This window comes from Mesorhizobium sp. WSM4842, assembly GCF_055901575.1.
This window is the reverse complement of sequence record NZ_CM148372.1, coordinates 1,341,500-1,361,173: the sequence shown is the minus strand read 5'-3', so window position 1 is coordinate 1,361,173 and position 19,674 is coordinate 1,341,500. Positions and strand designations below refer to the sequence as shown.

18 protein-coding genes are annotated in these 19,674 nt (G+C 63.4%); 8 read left to right on the top strand and 10 right to left on the bottom strand.

The window, feature by feature from the left end; all coding sequences use genetic code 11:
* Positions 1-9: 9 nt before the first annotated feature.
* From AC0NIE_RS06375 to AC0NIE_RS06350, 6 genes are all read right to left on the bottom strand, one after another.
* A complete protein-coding gene (locus AC0NIE_RS06375; protein ID WP_473486252.1) occupies positions 10-894 on the bottom strand; it encodes a F0F1 ATP synthase subunit gamma in 885 nt (294 codons plus the stop codon).
* Positions 895-927: 33 nt separating this feature from the next.
* Entirely contained in the window at positions 928-2,457 is a 1,530-nt protein-coding gene (atpA, locus tag AC0NIE_RS06370; protein ID WP_292548611.1) for a F0F1 ATP synthase subunit alpha, read from the bottom strand.
* A complete protein-coding gene (locus tag AC0NIE_RS06365; protein ID WP_473486251.1) occupies positions 2,457-3,017 on the bottom strand; it encodes a F0F1 ATP synthase subunit delta in 561 nt (186 codons plus the stop codon). The genes atpA and AC0NIE_RS06365 overlap by 1 nt, the downstream gene beginning before the upstream one ends.
* Before the next feature lie 246 nt (positions 3,018-3,263).
* Positions 3,264-3,659, bottom strand: coding sequence for an AGROH133_08824 family phage infection protein (locus tag AC0NIE_RS06360; protein ID WP_473486250.1), 396 nt, complete (start codon positions 3,657-3,659; stop codon positions 3,264-3,266).
* Positions 3,660-3,752: 93 nt separating this feature from the next.
* On the bottom strand, positions 3,753-4,448 hold the full coding sequence (locus tag AC0NIE_RS06355; RefSeq protein WP_473486249.1) for an aspartate/glutamate racemase family protein: 696 nt from the start codon (positions 4,446-4,448) through the stop codon (positions 3,753-3,755).
* Between the two features lie 36 nt (positions 4,449-4,484).
* Positions 4,485-6,668, bottom strand: a complete 2,184-nt coding sequence (locus tag AC0NIE_RS06350; RefSeq protein ID WP_473486248.1) for a primosomal protein N' — start codon at positions 6,666-6,668, stop codon at positions 4,485-4,487.
* Between the two features lie 187 nt (positions 6,669-6,855).
* Between AC0NIE_RS06350 and fsa the strand changes: the two genes are divergently transcribed.
* Positions 6,856-7,509 carry a fructose-6-phosphate aldolase gene (gene fsa, locus AC0NIE_RS06345; RefSeq protein ID WP_473486247.1) on the top strand — a complete coding sequence of 218 codons (654 nt, stop codon included), beginning with the start codon at positions 6,856-6,858 and terminating at the stop codon, positions 7,507-7,509.
* 93 nt (positions 7,510-7,602) lie between these two features.
* Here fsa and lptE read toward each other — a convergent pair whose 3' ends face one another.
* Together lptE and leuS are read right to left on the bottom strand one after the other, a co-directional pair.
* Positions 7,603-8,190: an LPS assembly lipoprotein LptE gene (gene lptE, locus AC0NIE_RS06340; RefSeq protein ID WP_473486246.1), complete on the bottom strand. Its 588-nt coding sequence runs from the start codon at positions 8,188-8,190 to the stop codon at positions 7,603-7,605.
* Entirely contained in the window at positions 8,177-10,801 is a 2,625-nt protein-coding gene (leuS, locus tag AC0NIE_RS06335) for a leucine--tRNA ligase (RefSeq protein ID WP_473486245.1), read from the bottom strand. Before leuS ends, lptE begins: the two co-directional genes overlap by 14 nt.
* Before the next feature lie 146 nt (positions 10,802-10,947).
* Between leuS and AC0NIE_RS06330 the strand changes: the two genes are divergently transcribed.
* The 4 genes from AC0NIE_RS06330 to AC0NIE_RS06315 all read left to right on the top strand — a co-directional run bounded on the left by AC0NIE_RS06330 (position 10,948) and on the right by AC0NIE_RS06315 (position 13,483).
* Positions 10,948-11,610 carry a YggS family pyridoxal phosphate-dependent enzyme gene (locus AC0NIE_RS06330; protein WP_473486244.1) on the top strand — a complete coding sequence of 221 codons (663 nt, stop codon included), beginning with the start codon at positions 10,948-10,950 and terminating at the stop codon, positions 11,608-11,610.
* A gap of 91 nt (positions 11,611-11,701) precedes the next feature.
* A complete protein-coding gene (locus AC0NIE_RS06325) occupies positions 11,702-11,956 on the top strand; it encodes a type II toxin-antitoxin system Phd/YefM family antitoxin (RefSeq protein WP_123151235.1) in 255 nt (84 codons plus the stop codon).
* On the top strand, positions 11,956-12,357 hold the full coding sequence (locus tag AC0NIE_RS06320; protein WP_473486243.1) for a PIN domain-containing protein: 402 nt from the start codon (positions 11,956-11,958) through the stop codon (positions 12,355-12,357). Before AC0NIE_RS06325 ends, AC0NIE_RS06320 begins: the two co-directional genes overlap by 1 nt.
* A 73-nt stretch (positions 12,358-12,430) precedes the next feature.
* Positions 12,431-13,483, top strand: a complete 1,053-nt coding sequence (locus tag AC0NIE_RS06315; RefSeq protein WP_473486242.1) for an aldo/keto reductase — start codon at positions 12,431-12,433, stop codon at positions 13,481-13,483.
* A 74-nt stretch (positions 13,484-13,557) separates the two neighbouring features.
* Here AC0NIE_RS06315 and AC0NIE_RS06310 read toward each other — a convergent pair whose 3' ends face one another.
* Positions 13,558-14,466 (bottom strand): LysR family transcriptional regulator, encoded by a 909-nt coding sequence (locus AC0NIE_RS06310; RefSeq protein WP_473486241.1) that lies wholly within the window; start codon positions 14,464-14,466, stop codon positions 13,558-13,560.
* Positions 14,467-14,604: 138 nt separating this feature from the next.
* On the opposite strand from AC0NIE_RS06310, the gene AC0NIE_RS06305 reads away from it, so the two are divergent.
* Entirely contained in the window at positions 14,605-15,786 is a 1,182-nt protein-coding gene (locus tag AC0NIE_RS06305) for an MFS transporter (protein WP_473486240.1), read from the top strand.
* A 46-nt stretch (positions 15,787-15,832) separates the two neighbouring features.
* Positions 15,833-16,867, top strand: coding sequence for an aldo/keto reductase (locus AC0NIE_RS06300; protein WP_473486239.1), 1,035 nt, complete (start codon positions 15,833-15,835; stop codon positions 16,865-16,867).
* 272 nt (positions 16,868-17,139) lie between these two features.
* Here the strand turns inward: AC0NIE_RS06300 and AC0NIE_RS06295 are convergent, their stop codons facing one another.
* Positions 17,140-17,412, bottom strand: coding sequence for an usg protein (locus tag AC0NIE_RS06295; protein WP_065011174.1), 273 nt, complete (start codon positions 17,410-17,412; stop codon positions 17,140-17,142).
* Positions 17,413-17,718: 306 nt separating this feature from the next.
* Here AC0NIE_RS06295 and acs point away from each other — a divergent pair, with 306 nt between their 5' ends.
* Positions 17,719-19,674: an acetate--CoA ligase gene (gene acs, locus AC0NIE_RS06290; RefSeq protein WP_473486238.1), complete on the top strand. Its 1,956-nt coding sequence runs from the start codon at positions 17,719-17,721 to the stop codon at positions 19,672-19,674.

Genomic DNA, 19,674 nt, shown 5'->3' with positions numbered 1-19,674 from the left:
CGAGCGCGCCTAGAGCGCCTCGGCGCCCGAAATGATTTCGATCAATTCTTTGGTGATCTGCGCCTGCCGCTGGCGGTTGTAGGTGATCGACAATTTGTTGATCATATCGCCGGCGTTGCGCGTCGCATTGTCCATGGCGCTCATCTTGGCGCCCATCTCGCCGGCCGCGTTTTCGAGCAGCGCACGAAAGACCTGCACGGAGATGTTGCGCGGGATGAGGTCGGAGAGGATTTCGCCCGGTTCCGGCTCGTATTCATAGACGGCATTGCCGGCGTCCGTCGCCTCGGCGGCAGCGGAAGGCACGCCTGCCGGGATGATCTGCTGGGTCGTCGGGACCTGGCTGATCACCGACTTGAACTGCGAATAGAACAGCGTGCAGATGTCGAAGCCACCCTCGTTGAAAAGTTGGATGACTTTCTTGGCAATGGCATCGGCATTGACGAAGCCGAGCGTCTTCACTTCACGCAAATCGACACGCTCGAGGATCAGCGCCGCGTAGTCGCGACGCAGGATGTCGAACCCCTTCTTGCCGACGCAGATGATCTTGACCTGCTTGCCGTCGGCCAGAAGCTTGCGGATGTGGTCGCGGGCAAGGCGTGCGATCTGCGAATTGAAGCCGCCGCATAGACCACGCTCGGCGGTGCAGACGACGAGCAGATGCACGTCGTCCTTGCCGGTGCCGGTCATCAGCGCCGGGGCCTCGCCGCCGCCGCCGATCGCCTGGGTGATGTTGGCCAGCACCGCGCCCATGCGCTCCGAATAGGGGCGCGCGGCTTCCGCCGCCTCCTGCGCGCGGCGCAGCTTCGCCGCGGCGACCATCTGCATCGCCTTGGTGATCTTCTGCGTCGCCTTGACCGAGGCGATACGGTTACGAAGGTCTTTTAGTGAAGGCATGCTTCAAACCTGATCCCGTCCGTCCGGCCTCGTTCAAGCAAAGGTCTTGGCGAAGGTGTCGATCTCCGCCTTCAGCTTGGCGCGCAGATCGTCCGACAGCGCCTTCTCCTTGCGGATGCCGTCGAGCACCTCCTTGCCGGCCGAGCGCATGTGGCTGAGCAAGCCATGCTCGAATTTACTGACCTGGTCGATTGCCAGCTTGTCGAGATAGCCGTTGACGCCGGCGAAGATCACCGCGACCTGTTCTTCGACCCTGAGCGGCGAAAATTGCGGCTGCTTCAGGAGTTCGGTCAGGCGCGCACCGCGGTTGAGCAGGCGCTGCGTGGCGGCGTCGAGGTCAGAGCCGAACTGGGCGAAGGCCGCCATTTCGCGATACTGCGCGAGCTCGCCCTTGATCGAGCCGGCGACCTGTTTCATCGCCTTGATCTGCGCCGAGGAGCCGACGCGCGACACCGACAGGCCGACGTTGACCGCCGGGCGGACGCCCTGGAAGAACAGATTGGTTTCCAGGAAGATCTGGCCGTCGGTGATCGAGATGACGTTGGTCGGGATGTAGGCCGACACGTCGTTGGCCTGGGTCTCGATGATCGGCAGCGCCGTCAGCGAACCGCCGCCATTGTCGTCATTGAGCTTGGCGGCACGCTCCAGAAGGCGCGAATGCAGGTAGAAGACGTCGCCCGGATAGGCTTCGCGGCCGGGCGGGCGGCGCAGCAGCAGCGACATCTGGCGATAGGCGACCGCCTGCTTCGACAGATCGTCGTAGCTGATCAGCGCATGCATGCCGTTGTCGCGGAAATATTCGCCCATGGTGCAGGCGGTGAACGGCGCCAGGAACTGCATCGGCGCCGGATCGGAAGCGGTGGCGGCGATGATGATCGAATAGTCGAGCGCGCCACGCTCTTCGAGAACTTTCGCGAACTGCGCGACGGTCGAGCGCTTCTGGCCGACGGCGACGTAGACGCAGTAGAGCTTTTCCTTCTCCGGCCCGTGCTCGTGCACCGATTTCTGGTTGAGCATCGTGTCGAGGATGATCGCGGTCTTGCCGGTCTGGCGGTCACCGATGACCAGCTCGCGCTGTCCGCGGCCGACCGGGATCAGCGCGTCGATGGCCTTGAGGCCGGTCGACATCGGCTCGTTCACCGATTTGCGCGGAATGATGCCGGGCGCCTTGACGTCGACGCGCTTGCGCTCGGTCGCCTGGATCGGGCCCTTGCCGTCGATCGGGTTGCCGAGCGCGTCGACGACGCGGCCGAGCAGGCCCATGCCGACAGGCGTGTCGACGATGGCGCCGGTGCGCTTGACGATGTCGCCTTCCTTGATGTCGCGGTCGGCGCCGAAGATGACGACGCCGACATTGTCGGCTTCGAGGTTGAGCGCCATGCCGCGGATGCCGCCGGGGAACTCAACCATCTCGCCGGCCTGGACGTTGTCGAGGCCATAGACGCGGGCGATGCCGTCACCGACGGACAGAACCTGGCCGACTTCGGAGACCTCGGCCTCCTTGCCGAAATTCTTGATCTGGTCTTTCAGAATTGCGGAAATTTCCGCGGCGCGGATGTCCATCAGCCGACCTCTTTCAGTGCAAGCTTGAGCGAATTGAGTTTGGTTTTGAGCGACGTATCGATCTGGCGCGAGCCTATCTTGACCACCAGCCCGCCGAGCAGCGACGGATCGACGGTCACGGTGATCGCGACATCCTTGCCGGCAACGCTTTTCAGCGCCGCCTTCAGCTCGGTTTGCTGGGCGTCGGTCAGCGCATGCGCCGAGGTAACTTCAGCGCCGGTCTCGCCACGATGCTCGGCGGCGATCTGGCGGAATGCCTTGATCATGCCAGGAATGGCGAACAGCCGGCGGTTCTGGGCGACGACGCGCAGGAAATTGCCGGTGAGGCCGGCGATCCCTGCCTTGTCGGCGATCGCCGCAATGGCCTTGGCCTGGTCCTCGCTGGAGAAGACCGGGCTATTGATCAGACGGGTAAGATCCGCGCTGCCTTCGAGCATCGCCGCGAAACTGTTGAGGTCGGCCTCGACCTTTGCGACCGAATTCGCCTGGAGCGCGAGCTCGAACAGCGAACCCGCATAGCGCTCTGCGACACCTGAGATTGGTGATGACGATTGGGCCACGGACCGTCTTTTCTCTTGTCTGACAGGCCGCAGATTATTGGCTCGAGCGAAAACTCTGGCTAAATCTTTGACCTTACTGCATTTTTCCAAGCACGGAGACGCGGCTTCCGCTATCCCCGGCCGAAAGTCGATTGCCGTCTAGCACAGGCATTTTAAGACCGCAATGCGTCGTCCCGCATGGTTTTCAGGCACTATTGTCGCATCCGGCGGTGCGGTTCGACCGCCGGTTCCGAATTCGCCTTTGATTCAAGGCACAAAGCCGAAGGCGAAGGCAAGCGGCAGCGCCGCCAGCACCAGTTCCACCACGATGGACGCCCAGTTGAAAGGTGTGTTGGCGCCGTCCGACATCATCGACAGCAGGCGGCCGAAGGCGGTGAGCAGCCAGGAAAAGCCAAGCGCCATGTAGAGCAGCGGTTGCGCAAGCAGAATGCAGCACAGGCTGACGCCGAGATAGAAGCCCGACATCCTGCCGCGCCCTTCGGCGATCGCCGCCGCCTTCTCAGGCTTGACCTGCAGCCGCAGAATCCGGAAGCCCAGCCCCGGCGCCAGGAACAGCAGCAGCCCGAACAGCAAGGTCACGACGGCGCTCGACCATGCGAGCCACTCGCCCTGGCTCATAGGCCATGGAAACGCAAATTCCATACTGTCCCCTCGTAAATGGCTGTTCGAAATTTCGGGCATTCTAGCGAAGGAAGAGACATGCGCCAGATGGCGCCGGCACTTTAGGAAAGCGCATCAGCCCAGCACGAATTCGACCGCCGCCTCGGCATGGATGCGCGTCGTGTCGAACACAGGAATGTCGAAATCCTGCTGGCCGATCAGCATGGTGATCTCGGTGCACCCCATGATGACGCTGTCGATGTTTTCGTCGCGCCGCATACGGGCGATTTCATCAATGTAGGCCGCCTTCGATTCCGCGGTGACAATACCCTGACAGAGTTCGTCGTAGATCACGCGATGAACCATGTCCCGCCCGGCTTCATCTGGCACCACGGGATGAAGGCCGTACCTGTCGGCGAGCCGGCCCTTGTAGAAATCCCGGTCCATGGTGAACCGCGTTGCCAAGAGAGCCGGACGGCTGACGCCGGCCTGGGCAACCGCGGTAGCCGTGGCATCGGCAATGTGGATGAGCGGTATCGACACCGCTACCTCCACCTGATCGGCTAGCTTGTGCATGGTGTTGGTGCAGATCAGCAGCCCCTCCGCACCGGCTGCTTCGAGCTTACGCACCGCCTCGACCAGCAGAACGCCCGCCCCCTGCCAGTCGCCGACGTGCTGCCGTTCGGCGATATCGGCGAAGTCGAACGACCACAGCAGCAGTTTCGCCGAATGCAGCCCACCCAGCCGCTCGCGCACGATCTCATTCAGCAGCCGATAGTAGATCGCCGTTGATTCCCAGCTCATGCCGCCGATCAGGCCAAGGGTTTTCATCTCTTCACAGCTCCGGTCCAAATTGCATGGTCGGCCTCACAAAAAGCTCTGCGGGTCGATGTCGACCTGCACACGCACCGAGCCCCGTATCTTCGGTCCCTCGGCCAGCATGGCGCGAATGAACCCTTGCATGTCGGCGCGCCGCTCGCCCTGGATCAGCAGGCGAAAGCGATGGCGGCCGCCGATCAGCGACAGCGGCGCCTCGGCCGGACCGAGCACGAACAGGTCGCTGGCCTGAGGTGCGGCGCGCCGCAAACCCCGCGCATGTCCCTCCGCTTCCGCTCGTGTCGCAGCACTGACGATGACGCCGGCAAGCCGGCCGAAAGGCGGCAGGGCCGCCCGTTCGCGTTCGGCGATTTCGCGCTCATAGAAAGCCTCGGCGTCGCCGGAGACGATCGCCCGCATTACCGGGTGGTCGGGCTGGAAGGTCTGCAGCAGGCCAAGGCTCTTCTTGCCGGTGCGGCCGGCGCGGCCGGTCACCTGGCTGAGCAGTTGGAAAGTGCGCTCGGCGGCGCGCGGATCGCCATTAGCCAGGCCGAGATCGGCATCGACCACGCCGACCAGCGTCATGTTTGGGAAATTGTGGCCCTTGGCGACGAGCTGAGTGCCGATGACGATGTCGGCCTCGCCATTGGCGATGGCTTCAAGCTCTAACCTCAGCCGCCGCACGCCGCCCATCAGGTCGGACGACAGGACGATGGTTCGGGCGTCTGGGAAATGCGCGACGACCTCTTCAGCGATGCGCTCGACGCCCGGCCCGCAGGCGACCAGATGATCGAGCGTGCCGCATTCCGGGCAGGCCTCGGGCCGCCGCTCATTGTGTCCGCAATGGTGGCAGATCAACTGGCCACGAAAGCGGTGCTCGACCAGCCAGGCCGAGCAGACCGGGCAGCCAAAGCGATGGCCGCAGACCCGGCACAGTGTCAGCGGCGCATAGCCGCGCCGGTTGAGGAACAGCAGCGATTGTTCCTCCTTCTCCAGCGTCTGCCGCATATGGGCAAGCAGCACCGGCGACAGGAAGCCGCCGCGTGCCGGCGGGGCGCGGCGCATGTCGATCGTCTTCAGGTCGGGAAGCGCCGCCTCGGCAAAGCGCGCCGAAAGCACCGCCCTGTTGTAGCGGCCTTGGCTCGCGTTGACCCGGCTTTCGACCGACGGCGTCGCCGAGGCGAGCACCACCGGAAAGCCGCCGATATGGCCACGCACCACCGCCATATCGCGGGCATTGTAGAAGACGCGGTCTTCCTGCTTGTAGGCGGGGTCATGCTCCTCGTCGATGACGATCAGCCCGAGCTCCCTGAACGGCAGGAACAGCGCCGAACGCGCGCCGGCAACCACGCGCACGCCACCTTCCGCCACCTGCCGCCAGACACGCTCGCGCATCCTTGGCGGCAGGTCCGAGTGCCATTCCGCCGGCTTGGCGCCGAACCGTTCCTGGAAGCGCTCGAGGAAGGCGTGGGTCAGCGCAATCTCCGGCAGCAGGATCAGCACCTGTTTGCAACGGTCGAGCGCCGCCGCCACCGCCTCGAAATAGACCTCCGTCTTGCCCGATCCGGTCACCCCGTCGAGCAGCGTGACGCCGAATGCGCCGGCCGCGACATTGGTGCGCAGCATCCCGGCCGCATCGCTCTGGTCCGGCATCAGCGAAGGCTGGGCGTAATTCGGATCGGGTGCTGCGACCACCGGTCGCGGCGGGATCATGACCGTCTCGAACACGCCTTGCGCTTTCAACCCGTCGATGACCGTCGACGACACGCCGGCCGCATGCGCCAACCCGGACCGCGTCCAGGCGAGCCCGCCTTCGGCTGTTTCCAGCACGCGCATCCTCGCACCCGTCATCCGGTCGGGTTTGGCGAAGGTGCGTTGCAGCCCTTCGATCCAGGGTTCCGGGTCGAAGGCCTCCGGCGCCCGCAGCAGCATGCGCGCCACCATGCCAGGCGGCGACAGCGTGTATTGCGCGATCCAGTCGACGAAGCGGCGCATAGCGCGGTCAAACGGCGGGCAGTCGAAGACCTGCTCGATCGGGCGCAGTTTTTTTTCGTCGACCTTTTCGACAACGCCGTCCCAGACGATGCCGGCAACCTGGCGCGGACCGAGCGGAACGCGCACGATCGAGCCCGGCACCACGCGCATGCCGGCGGGCACGGCATAGGTGTAGGGCCGATCGGCGGGCATCGGCACCAGCACTGGCGCGGCTGCGACAAAGGGCGAATCTTCGATCATGAGGCGTGACCTTGCCCCGACTTTCGTCTAGAGCAAAGTCCAACGCCGAATGTGCCTTGCCGGCCTAGAGCGACGTGCGTCCATCCGGACGCACAAAGTACGCTTTAGAACTTTAACCCACGCATCGTGCTTCCCGAAAATCGGTTACGATTTTCGGGCCGATGCGAAATCTTCAGGAGACCCCGCCATGAAATTTTTTGTCGACACCGCCGATGTCAAGGAAATCCGTGAGCTGAACGATTTGGGGCTGCTCGACGGCGTCACCACCAATCCCTCGCTGATCCTCAAATCCGGCGGTAAGATCGCCGACGTCACACGAGAGATCTGCGAGATCGTCAAGGGCCCGGTCTCGGCCGAGGTCGTCGCCACCGAATACAAGGACATGATGGCGGAGGCCAAGACCCTGGCCAGGATCGCCGACAATGTCTGCATCAAGGTGCCGCTGACGCTCGACGGCCTGAGGGCCTGCAAGGACATCCGGTCGGACGGCCGCATGGTCAATGTCACGCTGTGCTTCTCGGCCACGCAGGCGCTGCTCGCGGCCAAGGCCGGCGCCTCCTTCATCTCGCCCTTCGTCGGCCGCATCGACGACAGCGGCTGGGACGGCATGGAACTGATCTCGGACATCCGCACCATCTACGACAACTATGATTTCCAGACCGAGATCCTGACCGCTTCGGTGCGCACGGTGAACCATGTCAAGCAGGCCGCACTGATCGGCGCCGACGTTATCACCGCCCCGCCGGCGACGCTGAAGGCGCTGGTCAAGCACCCGCTGACCGACAAGGGCCTGGAGCAGTTCCTCGCCGACTGGGCCAAGACCGGCCAGAAGATCGGCTGAAATCAAGACGTCGCCTTCCCGCAAAAAAGGCCGAGCAATCGGCCTTTTTCTGCGCCAGGATAACCGGAACGGCTCGATCCAGGGCCGAAAAATTTAACCCGCCACCGTCTTGCCGTGCTTGACCAGATTCTGGGCGATCGACAGGCGCAGCAGGTCCGCCAGTTCGCGCGCCGCGCGGTTTTCGGCGTCGATTTGCGCCCGGTAGGAGGCAAACTCCTGACGAGGCCTGTCGAAGGACGACGCTATCGAGCGCCTGCCGGTCGCGATTGTCGCGCCTGTCTTGGCGTCGGTCAGCACATAGTTCGCGGTCAGTGTCACCGTGCCCGCGGTTGGCTCGTCGTCATCGGTCGAGACCTGCACGGTTGCAGCGGATTCAACAAGTTCGGTAACGCCGAGATCGAGCGAATAGGCGGGCGTAGCCGGCTCGCCCGCACCCTGGCCGAGCGCGAAGATCAGATTGTTGCGGACCTGCTGGGCGTAGCGGGTGTTGACCGGCTTGACCGCAATGGACCCGAGTTCGGCGGCAGCCCCGACTTGCGAGCCGCCCGACAGCGGCGCGCTCGAATAGAGCGGGCGCACCGTGCAGGCCGAAACCAGCGCAGCCGAAGCGACCAGGCCATACAGCGCGATACGGCGCAGCAAATGCGTCACTTCTGTCTTCCTCGGATCAGGCAACGACATTGACGATCCTCTGTGGGACGATGATCACCTTGCGCGGTGCCTTACCTTCGAGCGCTTTCTGCACGAAGTCGAGAGCCAGAACCGCTTTTTCGACGGCACCTTGGTCCGCGTCGCGGGCAATTGTCAAATCGCCGCGCTTCTTGCCGTTGACTTGGACCGGCAGCACGATCTCGCTGTCGACGACAAGCGACGGATCATAGACTGGCCAGGGCCGTTCGGCGACCAGATCGGTGCCGCCGAGCGTCAGCCAGCATTCCTCGGCCAGATGCGGCATCACCGGCGCAATCAGATGCACGAGGATGTCGACGGCTTGCCGGCACGCAGCCTTGAGCGCCGGATCGGCCTTGCCTTCAGCCGCCTCGTTGAGTGGCGTGGTAAGCGCATTGGCGAGTTCGTAGATGCGGGCGATGGCGCGGTTGAAGGCGAGCTTTTCGATATCCTCGCCGACTGATTTCAGGATCTTGTGCGCGGCCTTGGACACAGTCCCTGCCTCGCCCTCCTTCGCCGCTGCCGGTTGGCTGCCGGCGAGCGATTCGGCAGCCGTCGACACCAGCCGCCAGATGCGCTGAATGAAGCGATGCGCGCCGGCAGCACCCTCGTCGGTCCATTCGACATCACGCTCGGGTGGTGAGTCCGACAGCATGAACCAGCGCGCGGTGTCGGCGCCGTAGCCGTCAGTGATCTCTTCCGGGCTCACCGTGTTCTTCTTCGACTTCGACATTTTTTCGAGCGGGCCGATTACCGCCTCTTCGCCGGTCGCGATTTCGACGGCGCGGCGCTTGCCGTCGACGTCCTCCAGCCGCACCTCGCTGGGTGCAAGCCAGCGGCTGTTCGAGCCACCGCCGACCCGATAGGTCTCGTGCACCACCATGCCTTGCGTGAACAGGCCCCTGAACGGCTCGGCGAGATCGACATGGCCGGTCTCGCGCATGGCGCGGGTGAAGAAGCGCGAATAGAGCAGGTGCAAAATGGCGTGCTCGATGCCGCCTATATACTGGTCGACCGGCAGCCATTCGGTAGCTGCCTTGGGATCGGTCGGGTCGTTCGCCCAGGGCGCGGTAAAGCGCGCGAAATACCAGGACGAATCGACGAACGTGTCCATCGTGTCGGTTTCGCGGCGTGCATCCTTGCCGCATTGCGGACATTTGACATGCCGCCATGTCGGATGGCGATCGAGCGGATTGCCCGGCCGGTCGAACTCGATGTCGTCCGGCAGCTTGACCGGCAGATCCGCTTTCGGCACCGGCACCACGCCGCAATCCTCGCAGTGGATCATCGGGATCGGACAGCCCCAGTAGCGCTGGCGCGAAATGCCCCAGTCGCGCAGGCGGAAGTTGACCTTGCGCTCAGCCACCGGCCGATTGCCGATAGTCTTTTGTTCCAGCAGCTTCGCCACCTCGTCGAACGCCTGATCAGGCTTCATGCCGTCGAGGAAGCGCGAATTGATCATCACGCCGTCGCCGACATAGGCCTCGTCGATGATCTGGAAGTTTCCCTGTTTCTCGCCTTCCGGCATCACCACCGGAATGACCGGCAGGCCGTATCTGTTAGCGAAATCGAGGTCGCGCTGGTCACCGGACGGGCAGCCGAAGATGGCGCCGGTGCCGTACTCCATCAGCACGAAATTGGCGACATAGACAGGCAGCGTCCAGTTCGCGTCGAACGGATGGACGACGCGGATGCCGGTATCGAAACCCCTCTTCTCGGCTGTCTCCAGTGCCGCCACTGAAGTGCCCATATGGCGAACCTCGTCGATGAACTTGGCCAGCGCCGGATTGCTTTCGGCCGCCTTCTTCGCCAGCGGATGATCAGCTGCGACCGCCATGAAGGAGGCGCCGAAGATGGTGTCGGGCCGCGTCGTGTAGACCTCCAGCTCATCTTCGCCATCGACTGGAGTGGCCAGCGGCCAGCGGATCAGCAGGCCTTCCGAACGGCCGATCCAGTTCGCCTGCATCAGCTTCACTTTTTCCGGCCATTCGTCGAGGCCTTCCAGCGAGTCCAGCAGATCCTGCGCATAGTCGGTGATCTTGAAGAACCACTGCGTCAGCTCGCGCTGTTCGACCAGCGCGCCCGAGCGCCAGCCGCGTCCGTCGATGACCTGCTCGTTGGCAAGCACCGTCATGTCCTCCGGATCCCAGTTGACCTTGGAGGATTTGCGCGTCACCAGCCCCTTCTCGACGAAATCGAGGAACAACATCTGCTGGCGGTGGTAGTAGTCGACATCGCAGGTGGCGAATTCGCGTGCCCAGTCGAGCGACAGGCCCATGACCTTGAGCTGTTCGCGCATGGCGGCGATGTTCTGATAGGTCCAGTCCTTGGGATGGACCTTGTTCTGCATCGCCGCGTTCTCGGCCGGCATGCCGAAGGCGTCCCAGCCCATCGGGTGCAGCACGTTGAAACCCTTGGCACGCTTGTAGCGCGCAACCACGTCGCCCATCGTGTAGTTGCGTGTATGGCCGATATGGATGCGCCCCGACGGATAGGGGAACATTTCGAGTACGTAGTATTTCGGACGCGGGTCGTCGTTGTCAGCTTCGAACAGCTTCTTGGCGTCCCAGGCCTTCTGCCATTTGGGCTCTGATGCGCGCGGATTGTATCGTTCGGTTGCCATCGGGTGTTTTTCACTTAAAAAGCATGCGCGAACAGCCGGACATGCCCGGCGGCTCAGGAAATGTCGTCGCGGTGTTCACCATGGATTGCCGGACCCGTCAACTGCGACGCTCCGGCCAGGACAAAAACCAGAGTCAGGATATAGGCATGGCGAGCGCCGTCGAACAGTTTTTCACGGTCAAGGCGAGGATCGCCGCCGCCGAGCGCGAGGCAGGACGGCAAGCCGGCGCGGTGAGGCTGGTCGCGGTCTCGAAGACCTTCAGCGCCAACGATATCCGCCCGGTCATCGACGCCGGCCAGCGCGTCTTCGGCGAGAACCGCGTCCAGGAAGCACAAGCCAAATGGCCGGCGCTGAAGGAGGACTTCCCCGACATCGAGCTGCATCTGATCGGTCCGCTGCAATCGAACAAGGCGAAGGAAGCGGTCGCGCTGTTCGACGTCATCGAGTCGGTCGATCGGGAGAAGATCGCGGCCGAACTCGCCAAGGAAATCGCCAGACAAGGCCGGTCACCAAAATTCTACGTTCAGGTCAACACCGGCTCGGAACCACAAAAGGCAGGGATCGAGCCGCGCGAGGCTGTCGCCTTCGTCACCCGCTGCCGCGACGTCCATGGCCTCGCCATCGAAGGTCTGATGTGCATCCCGCCGGCCGACGAGAATCCCGGTCCGCATTTCGCGCTGCTGGAAAAGCTCAGCACGGAGGCAGGTGTGGAGGAGCTTTCGATGGGTATGTCCGGCGACTACGAAACCGCGATCGCCTTCGGCGCGACAAGTGTCAGGATCGGCTCGGCGATCTTCGGCAGCCGTTAGCGGACATTTCGTTTAGCGGCAGTTTAGCGATCAACCTTGATAGTCGGGCGCGTCAGGCACATACCTAGCCAAGCTAGCTAGGAGAGGATCCATGAACTGGCATCTTCAGGATGCGAAAAACAACTTTTCCAAAGTGGTTCAGCGCGCGCGCAGCGAGGGACCGCAGACGGTGACCCTGCGTGGCGAGCGCGCGGCGGTGGTGCTTTCTGCCGAAGACTATGACCGCTTGTCGGGAAAAAAGAAGTCACTGGCAGAATATCTTCTGACCGGTCCCGTCTGGGATGATGATTTCGCCGAGGAGGTCAACCGTCGCTCGGATACGATGATCCGCGACATCGACCTCTGATGTACCTGCTCGACACGAACATCGTTTCGGACGTGGAACGACGCTTGCCCAAGCCTACCGCGTGGCTAGCTTCAGTGGATCCGGATTCGGTCAATCTCAGTGTCATCACGCTCGGGGAGATCGAACGCGGGATCGTCAAGCTGCGCAAGGTCGATCCCGAACGGGCAACGCGCCTCGATCTGTGGCTGCGAGAGCTTCGGCGGGACAATGCCGACCGCATCCTTGCGGTTACTGAAGATGTCGCGTTGTCGTGGGGTCGCATCTCGGCTGGCCGCACGCGAGGCAGCGCCGACACGCTCATCGCCGCGACCGCGCTCGTCCACGACCTCATTCTGGTTACGCGAAACGTCGCCTATTTCGACGATACCGGGGTGACGGTCCTCAATCCTTGGACAATCTGACCTGTTTCCCCCACCCCGCCGGATCGTCGGTCGCGGAGCTTGGTCCAGAACCACTAGGCCGTTATGCCAACGAATGGAAACGGAACGTATCGTTCCTATATTGGCCGGGTTCGTCTCCGAACTTTGCCTGGGCACCATGACCTTCGGCGCCGCCGGCGAAAACGACCAATGGGGCCTGATCGCCAGCCTCGACCAGGACGGCGTCGACAGGATCGTCCAGAGCTCGCTCGCCGCCGGCGTCAATTTCTCCGACACCGCTGACGTCTATTCCTTCGGCGCATCGGAACGGCTTCTCGGCCAGTCGCTGCGGAATCTCGGCATCAACCGGCAGGATGTGATCATCGCCACCAAGGTCCATGGCGCCATGGGCGACGGCCCCAACCAGCGCGGTTCCTCGCGCGGCCACATCATGGGTTCGGTCGAGGGCAGTCTCGAGCGGCTGCAGCTCGACCATATCGGTCTCTATCAGCTTCACGGCACCGACACGGTGACGCCGATCGATGAGACGCTGCGGGCGCTCGACGATCTGGTTGCCAGCGGCAAGGTCCGCTATGTCGGCGTTTCGAACTGGGCGGCCTGGCGCATCGCCAAGGCATTGGGCATCGCCGAACGCAAGGGCTTCGCCCGTTTTGAGACCGTCCAGTCCTACTATTCGATCGCCGGCCGCGACCTGGAGCGCGAGATCGTTCCGCTGCTCAACGAGGAGAAGCTTGGACTGATGGTCTGGTCGCCGATGGCGGGCGGGCTGCTTTCCGGCAAATACGGACCCGGCGCGCCCGGCAATGGCGAAGGCCGCCGCGCCAGCTTCAATTTCCCGCCTGTAAATGAGGACCGCGCCTGGGCGGCGGTCGCCGTCATGCGCGAGATCGCCGGCAAGCATGGCGTCAGCGTCGCCACGGTCGCGCTGAGCTATGTGCTCGCCAAACCCTTCGTGATGAGCGTGATCATCGGCGCCAGCCGCATGGAGCAGCTCGAACGGAACCTCGCCGCCACCGAGTTGAAGCTCGACACCGACGATCTTGCTCGTCTCGACGAGGTCAGCGCGCTGCCGGCCGAATATCCGGGCTGGATGCTCGAGCGTCAGGCGGCCGGCCGGCGGCCGGCGCCCTTTGCGCCGAAAAGGTAGTTCAATCTCACCTCGATTGATGTTTCGGGAGCCGACCGGTTCCCGATCTTCTTTGGCTCCGATCTTCTTTAGGCTCAGGTCAGGCGGACCGTCTCGACCAGAAAGTCGAGAAAGGCCCGCACCCGCGCCGGCAAATGCTTGCCCTGTCCGACATAGACGGCGTGGGTACGCTCCTCGTCGCCTGGGTTGAAGGCCTCCAGAAGCGGTACCAGCCGCCCGGCGGCGATGTCGGGTTCCACATGCCAGCGCGCCAGCCGGGCGATGCCCGCCCCCGAAAGCGCCATCTGCCGCATCGCCTCGCCATCGCTGACCAGCGCATTTCCGGCTATCGGAACGAGAACGGCCTCGCCGGCCGCGTCGACGAATGGCCAATCATCGACATGGCGCACGAAACAGAAACCCATCCGATTGTGGCGATCGAGATCGGCCGGCGTCCGGGGGATGCCGTGCGTCCTGAGGTAGGACGGCGCAGCGACGACCACCACCGGACTTTGCCCGAGCTTGCGCGCCACCAACCGTGATTCGCCGAGCGGCCCGGCGCGGATCGCGACATCGGCGCGCTCCTCCATCAGGTCGATGACATGATCGGTCAAAACCAGATCGATGGTGATTTCCGGATAGCGTTCGAGGAAACGCGGCAAAAGCGGGATCAGCCGGTGCTGCCCGAAGGGCACGTAGCTGTTGACCCGCAGCCGGCCGCGCGGGGCGGCGCCGGCCGCCGCCTCGCGCTCGGCTGCCGCCATGTCGGCCAGGATGCGCACGCCGCTGTCGAAGAAGGCCGCGCCCTCCGGTGTCAGTTGCAGCTTGCGTGTCGAACGGCTGATCAGCCGCGCGCCAAGACGCGCCTCAAGCCGCGCAATCAGTTTGCTCACTGCCGACGGCGTCATCCGCAACGCGCGAGCGGCGGCCGAAAAACTCCCCGCCTCAACGACGCGGACAAACACTTCGATCTCGCCGGAGCGGTTGATGTCGGGTCTCGCCATTCGTGAATCTATTTCACAGACAATGTGCCCTGCGCAAGGCTGGTTCACAGCACGCCGCGACACGATCTTCCGGGACGGGGCGTGGGAGGACACGGCGTCCCGTCTTCAACACTGGCTGTCATCGAAATGGGAACCGCCATGCCTCTTGCTCTTTACGCCCTCGCCGCCGGTGCCTTCGGCATCGGTGTCACCGAATTCGTCATCATGGGCCTGCTGCTCGACGTCAGCACCGATCTCGGAGTCTCGATCTCGGCCGCCGGCCAGTTGATTTCCGGCTATGCGCTCGGTGTCGTCATCGGCGCGCCGCTGCTGACGATCGCCACCGGCCGCTGGCCGCGCAAGACCGTGCTTCTGGCGCTGATGGCGATCTTCACGCTGGGCAATCTCGCCTGCGCGCTCGCCCCCGACTACTGGACACTGATGGCTGCCCGCGTGCTCACCGCCTTTGCCCACGGCACGTTCTTCGGCGTTGGTTCGGTCGTTGCGACCGGGCTGGTGGCGCCAAACAAGAAGGCCTCGGCGATCGCCCTGATGTTCACCGGCCTGACCATCGCAAACATCCTCGGCGTGCCCTTCGGCACCTGGCTCGGCCAGGCCTTCGGCTGGCGGGCGACCTTCTGGGCGGTAACCCTGGTCGGCATCGTCGCCTTCGCCATCATTCTCCTGCTGGTGCCGCGCAGCCAGGCAGCGCCTGAGAAGAGCAACCTGAGCGGCGATCTCGCCGTGCTCGGCCGCGCGCCGGTCCTGCTTGGCTTCGCCACCACCGTGCTTGGCTATGCCGGCGTCTTCGCCGTCTTCACCTATATCGCTCCCCTGCTGACCGAGATCACCGGTTTTGGGGAAGCAGCCGTGTCGCCGATCCTGCTGGTCTTTGGCGGCGGCCTCATCGCCGGCAATCTGCTTGGCGGTAAGTTCGCCGACCGCTGGCTGGTGCCTTCCGTCCTCGGCAGTCTCGTTGTGCTGGCGCTGGTGCTCGGCACGATGACCTTCGCCCTGCACAGCCAGGTGATGGCCGTCATCTATGTCGGCCTGCTCGGCGCCGCCGCCTTCGCCACCGTGGCGCCGCTGCAGATGTGGGTGCTGGAAAAGGCTGAAGGCGCCGGCCAGAGCCTGGCCTCATCCTTCAATATCGCCGCCTTCAACCTCGGCAACGCCGCCGGCGCCTGGCTCGGCGGCGTGGTGATCGCCCATGGCCCCGGCCTCGGCGCCGTCAGCTGGGTCGCCGCCCTGCTGCCGCTCTCCGCACTGGCCGTGGCGGGATTAGCGCTGCGCCTCGACCGCAGCTCGGAGCTCGGCGCACCGGCATCCGCCCGGTCGTGACGATCCCAAACAAATCCAACCACCCTTCGATACAAGGAGCAAAACCATGGATTATCGACGTCTTGGCGCCTCGGGTCTGAAGGTCCCGGCGCTCTCGTTCGGCGCTGGAACCTTCGGCGGTTCGGGGCCGCTGTTCGGCGCCTGGGGCAACAGCGATGCGACGGAAGCGCGGCGGCTGGTCGACATCTGCCTTGAGGCCGGCGTCAACCTGTTCGACACCGCCGACGTCTATTCGAATGGCGCCTCCGAGGAGGTGCTCGGCGCGGCCATCAAGGGCCGCCGCGATGCCGTGCTGATCTCGACCAAGACCTCGCTGCCGACGGGCGACGGTCCCAACGATGCCGGCTCTTCCCGCTCGCGTCTCATCAAGGCCGTCGAGGATGCGCTGAGGAGTCTCGGCACCGAATACATCGACCTGCTGCAACTGCACGCTTTCGACGCCGCAACGCCGATCGAGGAGGTGCTGTCGACGCTGGACAGTCTCGTGCGCGCCGGCAAGCTGCGCTATGTCGGCGTTTCCAACTTTTCCGGGTGGCAAGTAATGAAATCGCTCGGCCTGGCGGACAAGCACGGCTACCCACGCTACGTTGCCCATCAGGTCTATTATTCGCTGGTCGGGCGCGACTATGAATGGGAGCTGATGCCGCTCGGCCTCGACCAGGGCGTTGGCGCGCTGGTGTGGAGCCCGCTCGGCTGGGGCCGCCTGACCGGCAAGATCCGCCGCGGCGAGCCACTGCCGGAAACAAGCCGGTTGCACGACACCGCAGGCTTCGGGCCACCGGTCGAGGACGAGCAACTCTACCGGGTCGTCGATGCGCTCGACACTGTCGCCAAGGAAACCGGCAAGACGGTGCCGCAGATCGCCATCAACTGGTTACTGCAGCGGCCGACCGTCGCCTCTGTCATCATCGGCGCGCGCAACGAGGAGCAGCTGCGCCAGAACCTCGGCGCCGTCGGTTGGTCATTGACATCAGACCAGATGAAGAAGCTCGACGCGGCAAGCGCGGTCACCGCGCCCTATCCGTATTTCCCCTATCGCCGGCAGGAGGGTTTTGCCCGGCTGAGCCCGCCTGCGGTCTGACCCCGCTCGATACCTCAAACGCCCGGCGACAGGGCATGTTGAGATTCAGGTCAGGCCGCGCCGAGAATGGTGGCTTCCGAGAACCGGAGCGGAGCGTACTTAAAGTACGTGAGCCCGCGCATGACCCCGAAATCGAGATCGATTTCGGAAAGGTCATGCGCAAAATCAAAGTTCTACAGCGTCCTTTGCCCGCCCAATAGGGCGCGCGGCGCTGTAGGTAAGCGCAGGAAACCGCCATTCGCAGGCCGGCCTCACCTGAATATCGACACGCCCTAATGCAGCACGAACTCGCCGTCCACCTTGTGCCATTCGTTAGGCGCGATCAGCTTCTGGTGCGTATAGCTCACCGAATGCAGCGGGCCGTCGAGCTTGGTCTGCCAGAACTCGATGAACCGGATCAGCACCGGAAATTTCGGAGCGATGTCGTAGTCCTGCCAGATGAAGCTCTGCAGCAGATGCGGATGATCGGGAAAATGATAAAGGATCTTGGCCGTGGTCAAGCCGTAGCCCTTGAGCATCAGGTCCATTTCGGAATGGTCGCGCATCGCGGTCCCCTGGTTGATTCTCCTTTCCTCCCAATTTGAAATTGTGCGCGCAATTTGCTTAATCGTCTATTGATATTTCGTAGCTGAGGCCGGGTTTACGACGCAAAAACATGTAGTTAGCAGCGATCCAACCCGAGTGCTGATAACAGTGAAGAAAGCGTCTGCGGCATCCCGCCGCGCAAATCCAACGTCTAATATTGCCGTCACCGCGGAACTGTTAATAATGCGCGCGAATTCGCGGCCGCTTCGCCGTGATGCCGACGGCGGTCAAGCCGGGCGGCTTGGTCTTGGGAGGAAAGTGAAAAAATGTCCGAGGTTCATGTCCATCGCGTCCAGCCGGCGTGGAAGAAGAACGCACTGATCGACAATGACACCTATTTGAAATGGTATGCCGAGAGCGTGAAGAACCCGGACAAGTTCTGGGGCAAGCACGGCAAGCGCATCGACTGGTTCAAGCCCTACAGCAAGGTCAAGAACACCTCCTTCAACGGCAAGGTCTCGATCAAATGGTTCGAGGACGGCGAGACCAACGTTTCCTGGAACTGCATCGACCGGCATCTGAAGAAGCGCGGCGACCAGACCGCCATCGTCTGGGAAGGCGACAATCCCTACGACGACAGGAAGATCACCTATAGCGAGCTTTACGAGCATGTCTGCCGGCTCGCCAATGTGATGAAGAAGCACGGCGTCAAGAAGGGCGACCGCGTTACCATCTACATGCCGATGATCCCTGAAACGGCCTACGCGATGCTTGCCTGCACGCGCATCGGCGCCATCCATTCGGTGGTCTTTGGCGGCTTCTCGCCGGATGCATTGGCCGGCCGCATCGTCGACTGCGAATCGACTTTCGTCATCACCACCGATGAAGGCCTGCGCGGCGGCAAGCCGATTCCGTTGAAAGACAACACCGACAAGGCGATCGACATCGCCGCGAAGAATTTCGTGATGGTCAACAAGGTCGTCGTCGTGCGCCGCACCGGCGGCAAGGTTGGCTGGGCTCCGGGGCGCGACGTCTGGTACCACGACGAGATCGCTTCGGTGAAGGCGGAGTGCAAGCCGGAGAAGATGAAGGCCGAGGACCCTTTGTTCATCCTCTACACATCAGGCTCGACCGGCAAGCCGAAGGGCGTGCTGCACACCACGGCCGGCTATCTCGTCTATGTCTCGATGACCCACCAATATGTCTTCGACTACCATGATGGCGACATCTACTGGTGCACCGCCGATGTCGGCTGGGTCACCGGCCACAGCTATATCGTCTACGGGCCGCTCGCCAACGGCGCCACCACGCTGATGTTCGAAGGCGTGCCTAACTATCCGTCGCAGTCCCGCTTCTGGGAGGTCATCGACAAGCACAAGGTCAACATCTTCTACACCGCCCCGACGGCGTTGCGCGCCTTGATGGGCGCGGGCGACGCCCATGTCACCAGGACGTCGCGCAAATCGCTGCGCGTGCTGGGCACCGTCGGCGAGCCGATCAACCCGGAAGCCTGGGAGTGGTATTTCAACCTCGTCGGCAACGGCAAGGTGCCGATCGTCGACACCTGGTGGCAGACCGAGACTGGCGGCATCCTGATCACGCCGCTGCCCGGTGCCACTGACCTGAAGGCAGGGTCCGCGACGCGGCCCTTCTTCGGCGTCAAGCCGCAACTGGTCGACGGTGACGGCAAGGTGCTGGAAGGCGTTGCAAGCGGCAACCTCTGCATCACCGATTCGTGGCCGGGCCAGATGCGCACTGTCTATGGCGACCACGAGCGCTTCGTGCAGACCTATTTTTCCACCTACAAGGGCAAGTATTTTACCGGTGACGGCTGCCGCCGCGACGCCGATGGCTACTACTGGATTACCGGTCGCGTCGACGACGTCATCAACGTCTCCGGCCACCGCATGGGCACGGCCGAGGTCGAATCAGCACTGGTTTCACACGAGAAAGTCTCGGAAGCCGCCGTCGTCGGCTATCCGCACGACATCAAGGGCCAGGGCATCTACTGCTACGTCACATTGATGGCCGGTGAGAAGCCGGGCGAAGAGTTGCGCAAGGAACTCGTCGCCCATGTCCGCAAGGACATCGGCGCCATCGCCACGCCCGACAAGATCCAGTTCGCTCCCGGCCTGCCGAAAACCCGTTCCGGCAAGATCATGCGGCGCATCCTGCGCAAGATCGCCGAGGACGATTTTGCCGCGCTCGGCGATACCTCGACGCTGGCCGACCCGGCGGTCGTCGACGACCTCGTCGCCAACCGGCAGAACAAGAGGGCCTGA

What these genes read in the sequence shown, in the direction of transcription:
- AC0NIE_RS06360 (WP_473486250.1), bottom strand. Translation starts at nt 3,659, where the DNA reads ATGGAATTTGCGTTTCCATGGCCTATGAGCCAGGGCGAGTGGCTCGCA.
- AC0NIE_RS06375 (WP_473486252.1), bottom strand. Translation starts at nt 894, where the DNA reads ATGCCTTCACTAAAAGACCTTCGTAACCGTATCGCCTCGGTCAAGGCG.
- AC0NIE_RS06310 (WP_473486241.1), bottom strand. Translation starts at nt 14,466, where the DNA reads ATGGCGAGACCCGACATCAACCGCTCCGGCGAGATCGAAGTGTTTGTC.
- leuS (WP_473486245.1), bottom strand. Translation starts at nt 10,801, where the DNA reads ATGGCAACCGAACGATACAATCCGCGCGCATCAGAGCCCAAATGGCAG.
- lptE (WP_473486246.1), bottom strand. Translation starts at nt 8,190, where the DNA reads ATGTCGTTGCCTGATCCGAGGAAGACAGAAGTGACGCATTTGCTGCGC.
- AC0NIE_RS06325 (WP_123151235.1), top strand. Translation starts at nt 11,702, where the DNA reads ATGAACTGGCATCTTCAGGATGCGAAAAACAACTTTTCCAAAGTGGTT.
- atpA (WP_292548611.1), bottom strand. Translation starts at nt 2,457, where the DNA reads ATGGACATCCGCGCCGCGGAAATTTCCGCAATTCTGAAAGACCAGATC.
- AC0NIE_RS06315 (WP_473486242.1), top strand. Translation starts at nt 12,431, where the DNA reads ATGGAAACGGAACGTATCGTTCCTATATTGGCCGGGTTCGTCTCCGAA.
- AC0NIE_RS06320 (WP_473486243.1), top strand. Translation starts at nt 11,956, where the DNA reads ATGTACCTGCTCGACACGAACATCGTTTCGGACGTGGAACGACGCTTG.
- AC0NIE_RS06305 (WP_473486240.1), top strand. Translation starts at nt 14,605, where the DNA reads ATGCCTCTTGCTCTTTACGCCCTCGCCGCCGGTGCCTTCGGCATCGGT.
- AC0NIE_RS06295 (WP_065011174.1), bottom strand. Translation starts at nt 17,412, where the DNA reads ATGCGCGACCATTCCGAAATGGACCTGATGCTCAAGGGCTACGGCTTG.
- acs (WP_473486238.1), top strand. Translation starts at nt 17,719, where the DNA reads ATGTCCGAGGTTCATGTCCATCGCGTCCAGCCGGCGTGGAAGAAGAAC.
- AC0NIE_RS06350 (WP_473486248.1), bottom strand. Translation starts at nt 6,668, where the DNA reads ATGATCGAAGATTCGCCCTTTGTCGCAGCCGCGCCAGTGCTGGTGCCG.
- AC0NIE_RS06355 (WP_473486249.1), bottom strand. Translation starts at nt 4,448, where the DNA reads ATGAAAACCCTTGGCCTGATCGGCGGCATGAGCTGGGAATCAACGGCG.
- AC0NIE_RS06330 (WP_473486244.1), top strand. Translation starts at nt 10,948, where the DNA reads ATGGCGAGCGCCGTCGAACAGTTTTTCACGGTCAAGGCGAGGATCGCC.
- AC0NIE_RS06300 (WP_473486239.1), top strand. Translation starts at nt 15,833, where the DNA reads ATGGATTATCGACGTCTTGGCGCCTCGGGTCTGAAGGTCCCGGCGCTC.
- fsa (WP_473486247.1), top strand. Translation starts at nt 6,856, where the DNA reads ATGAAATTTTTTGTCGACACCGCCGATGTCAAGGAAATCCGTGAGCTG.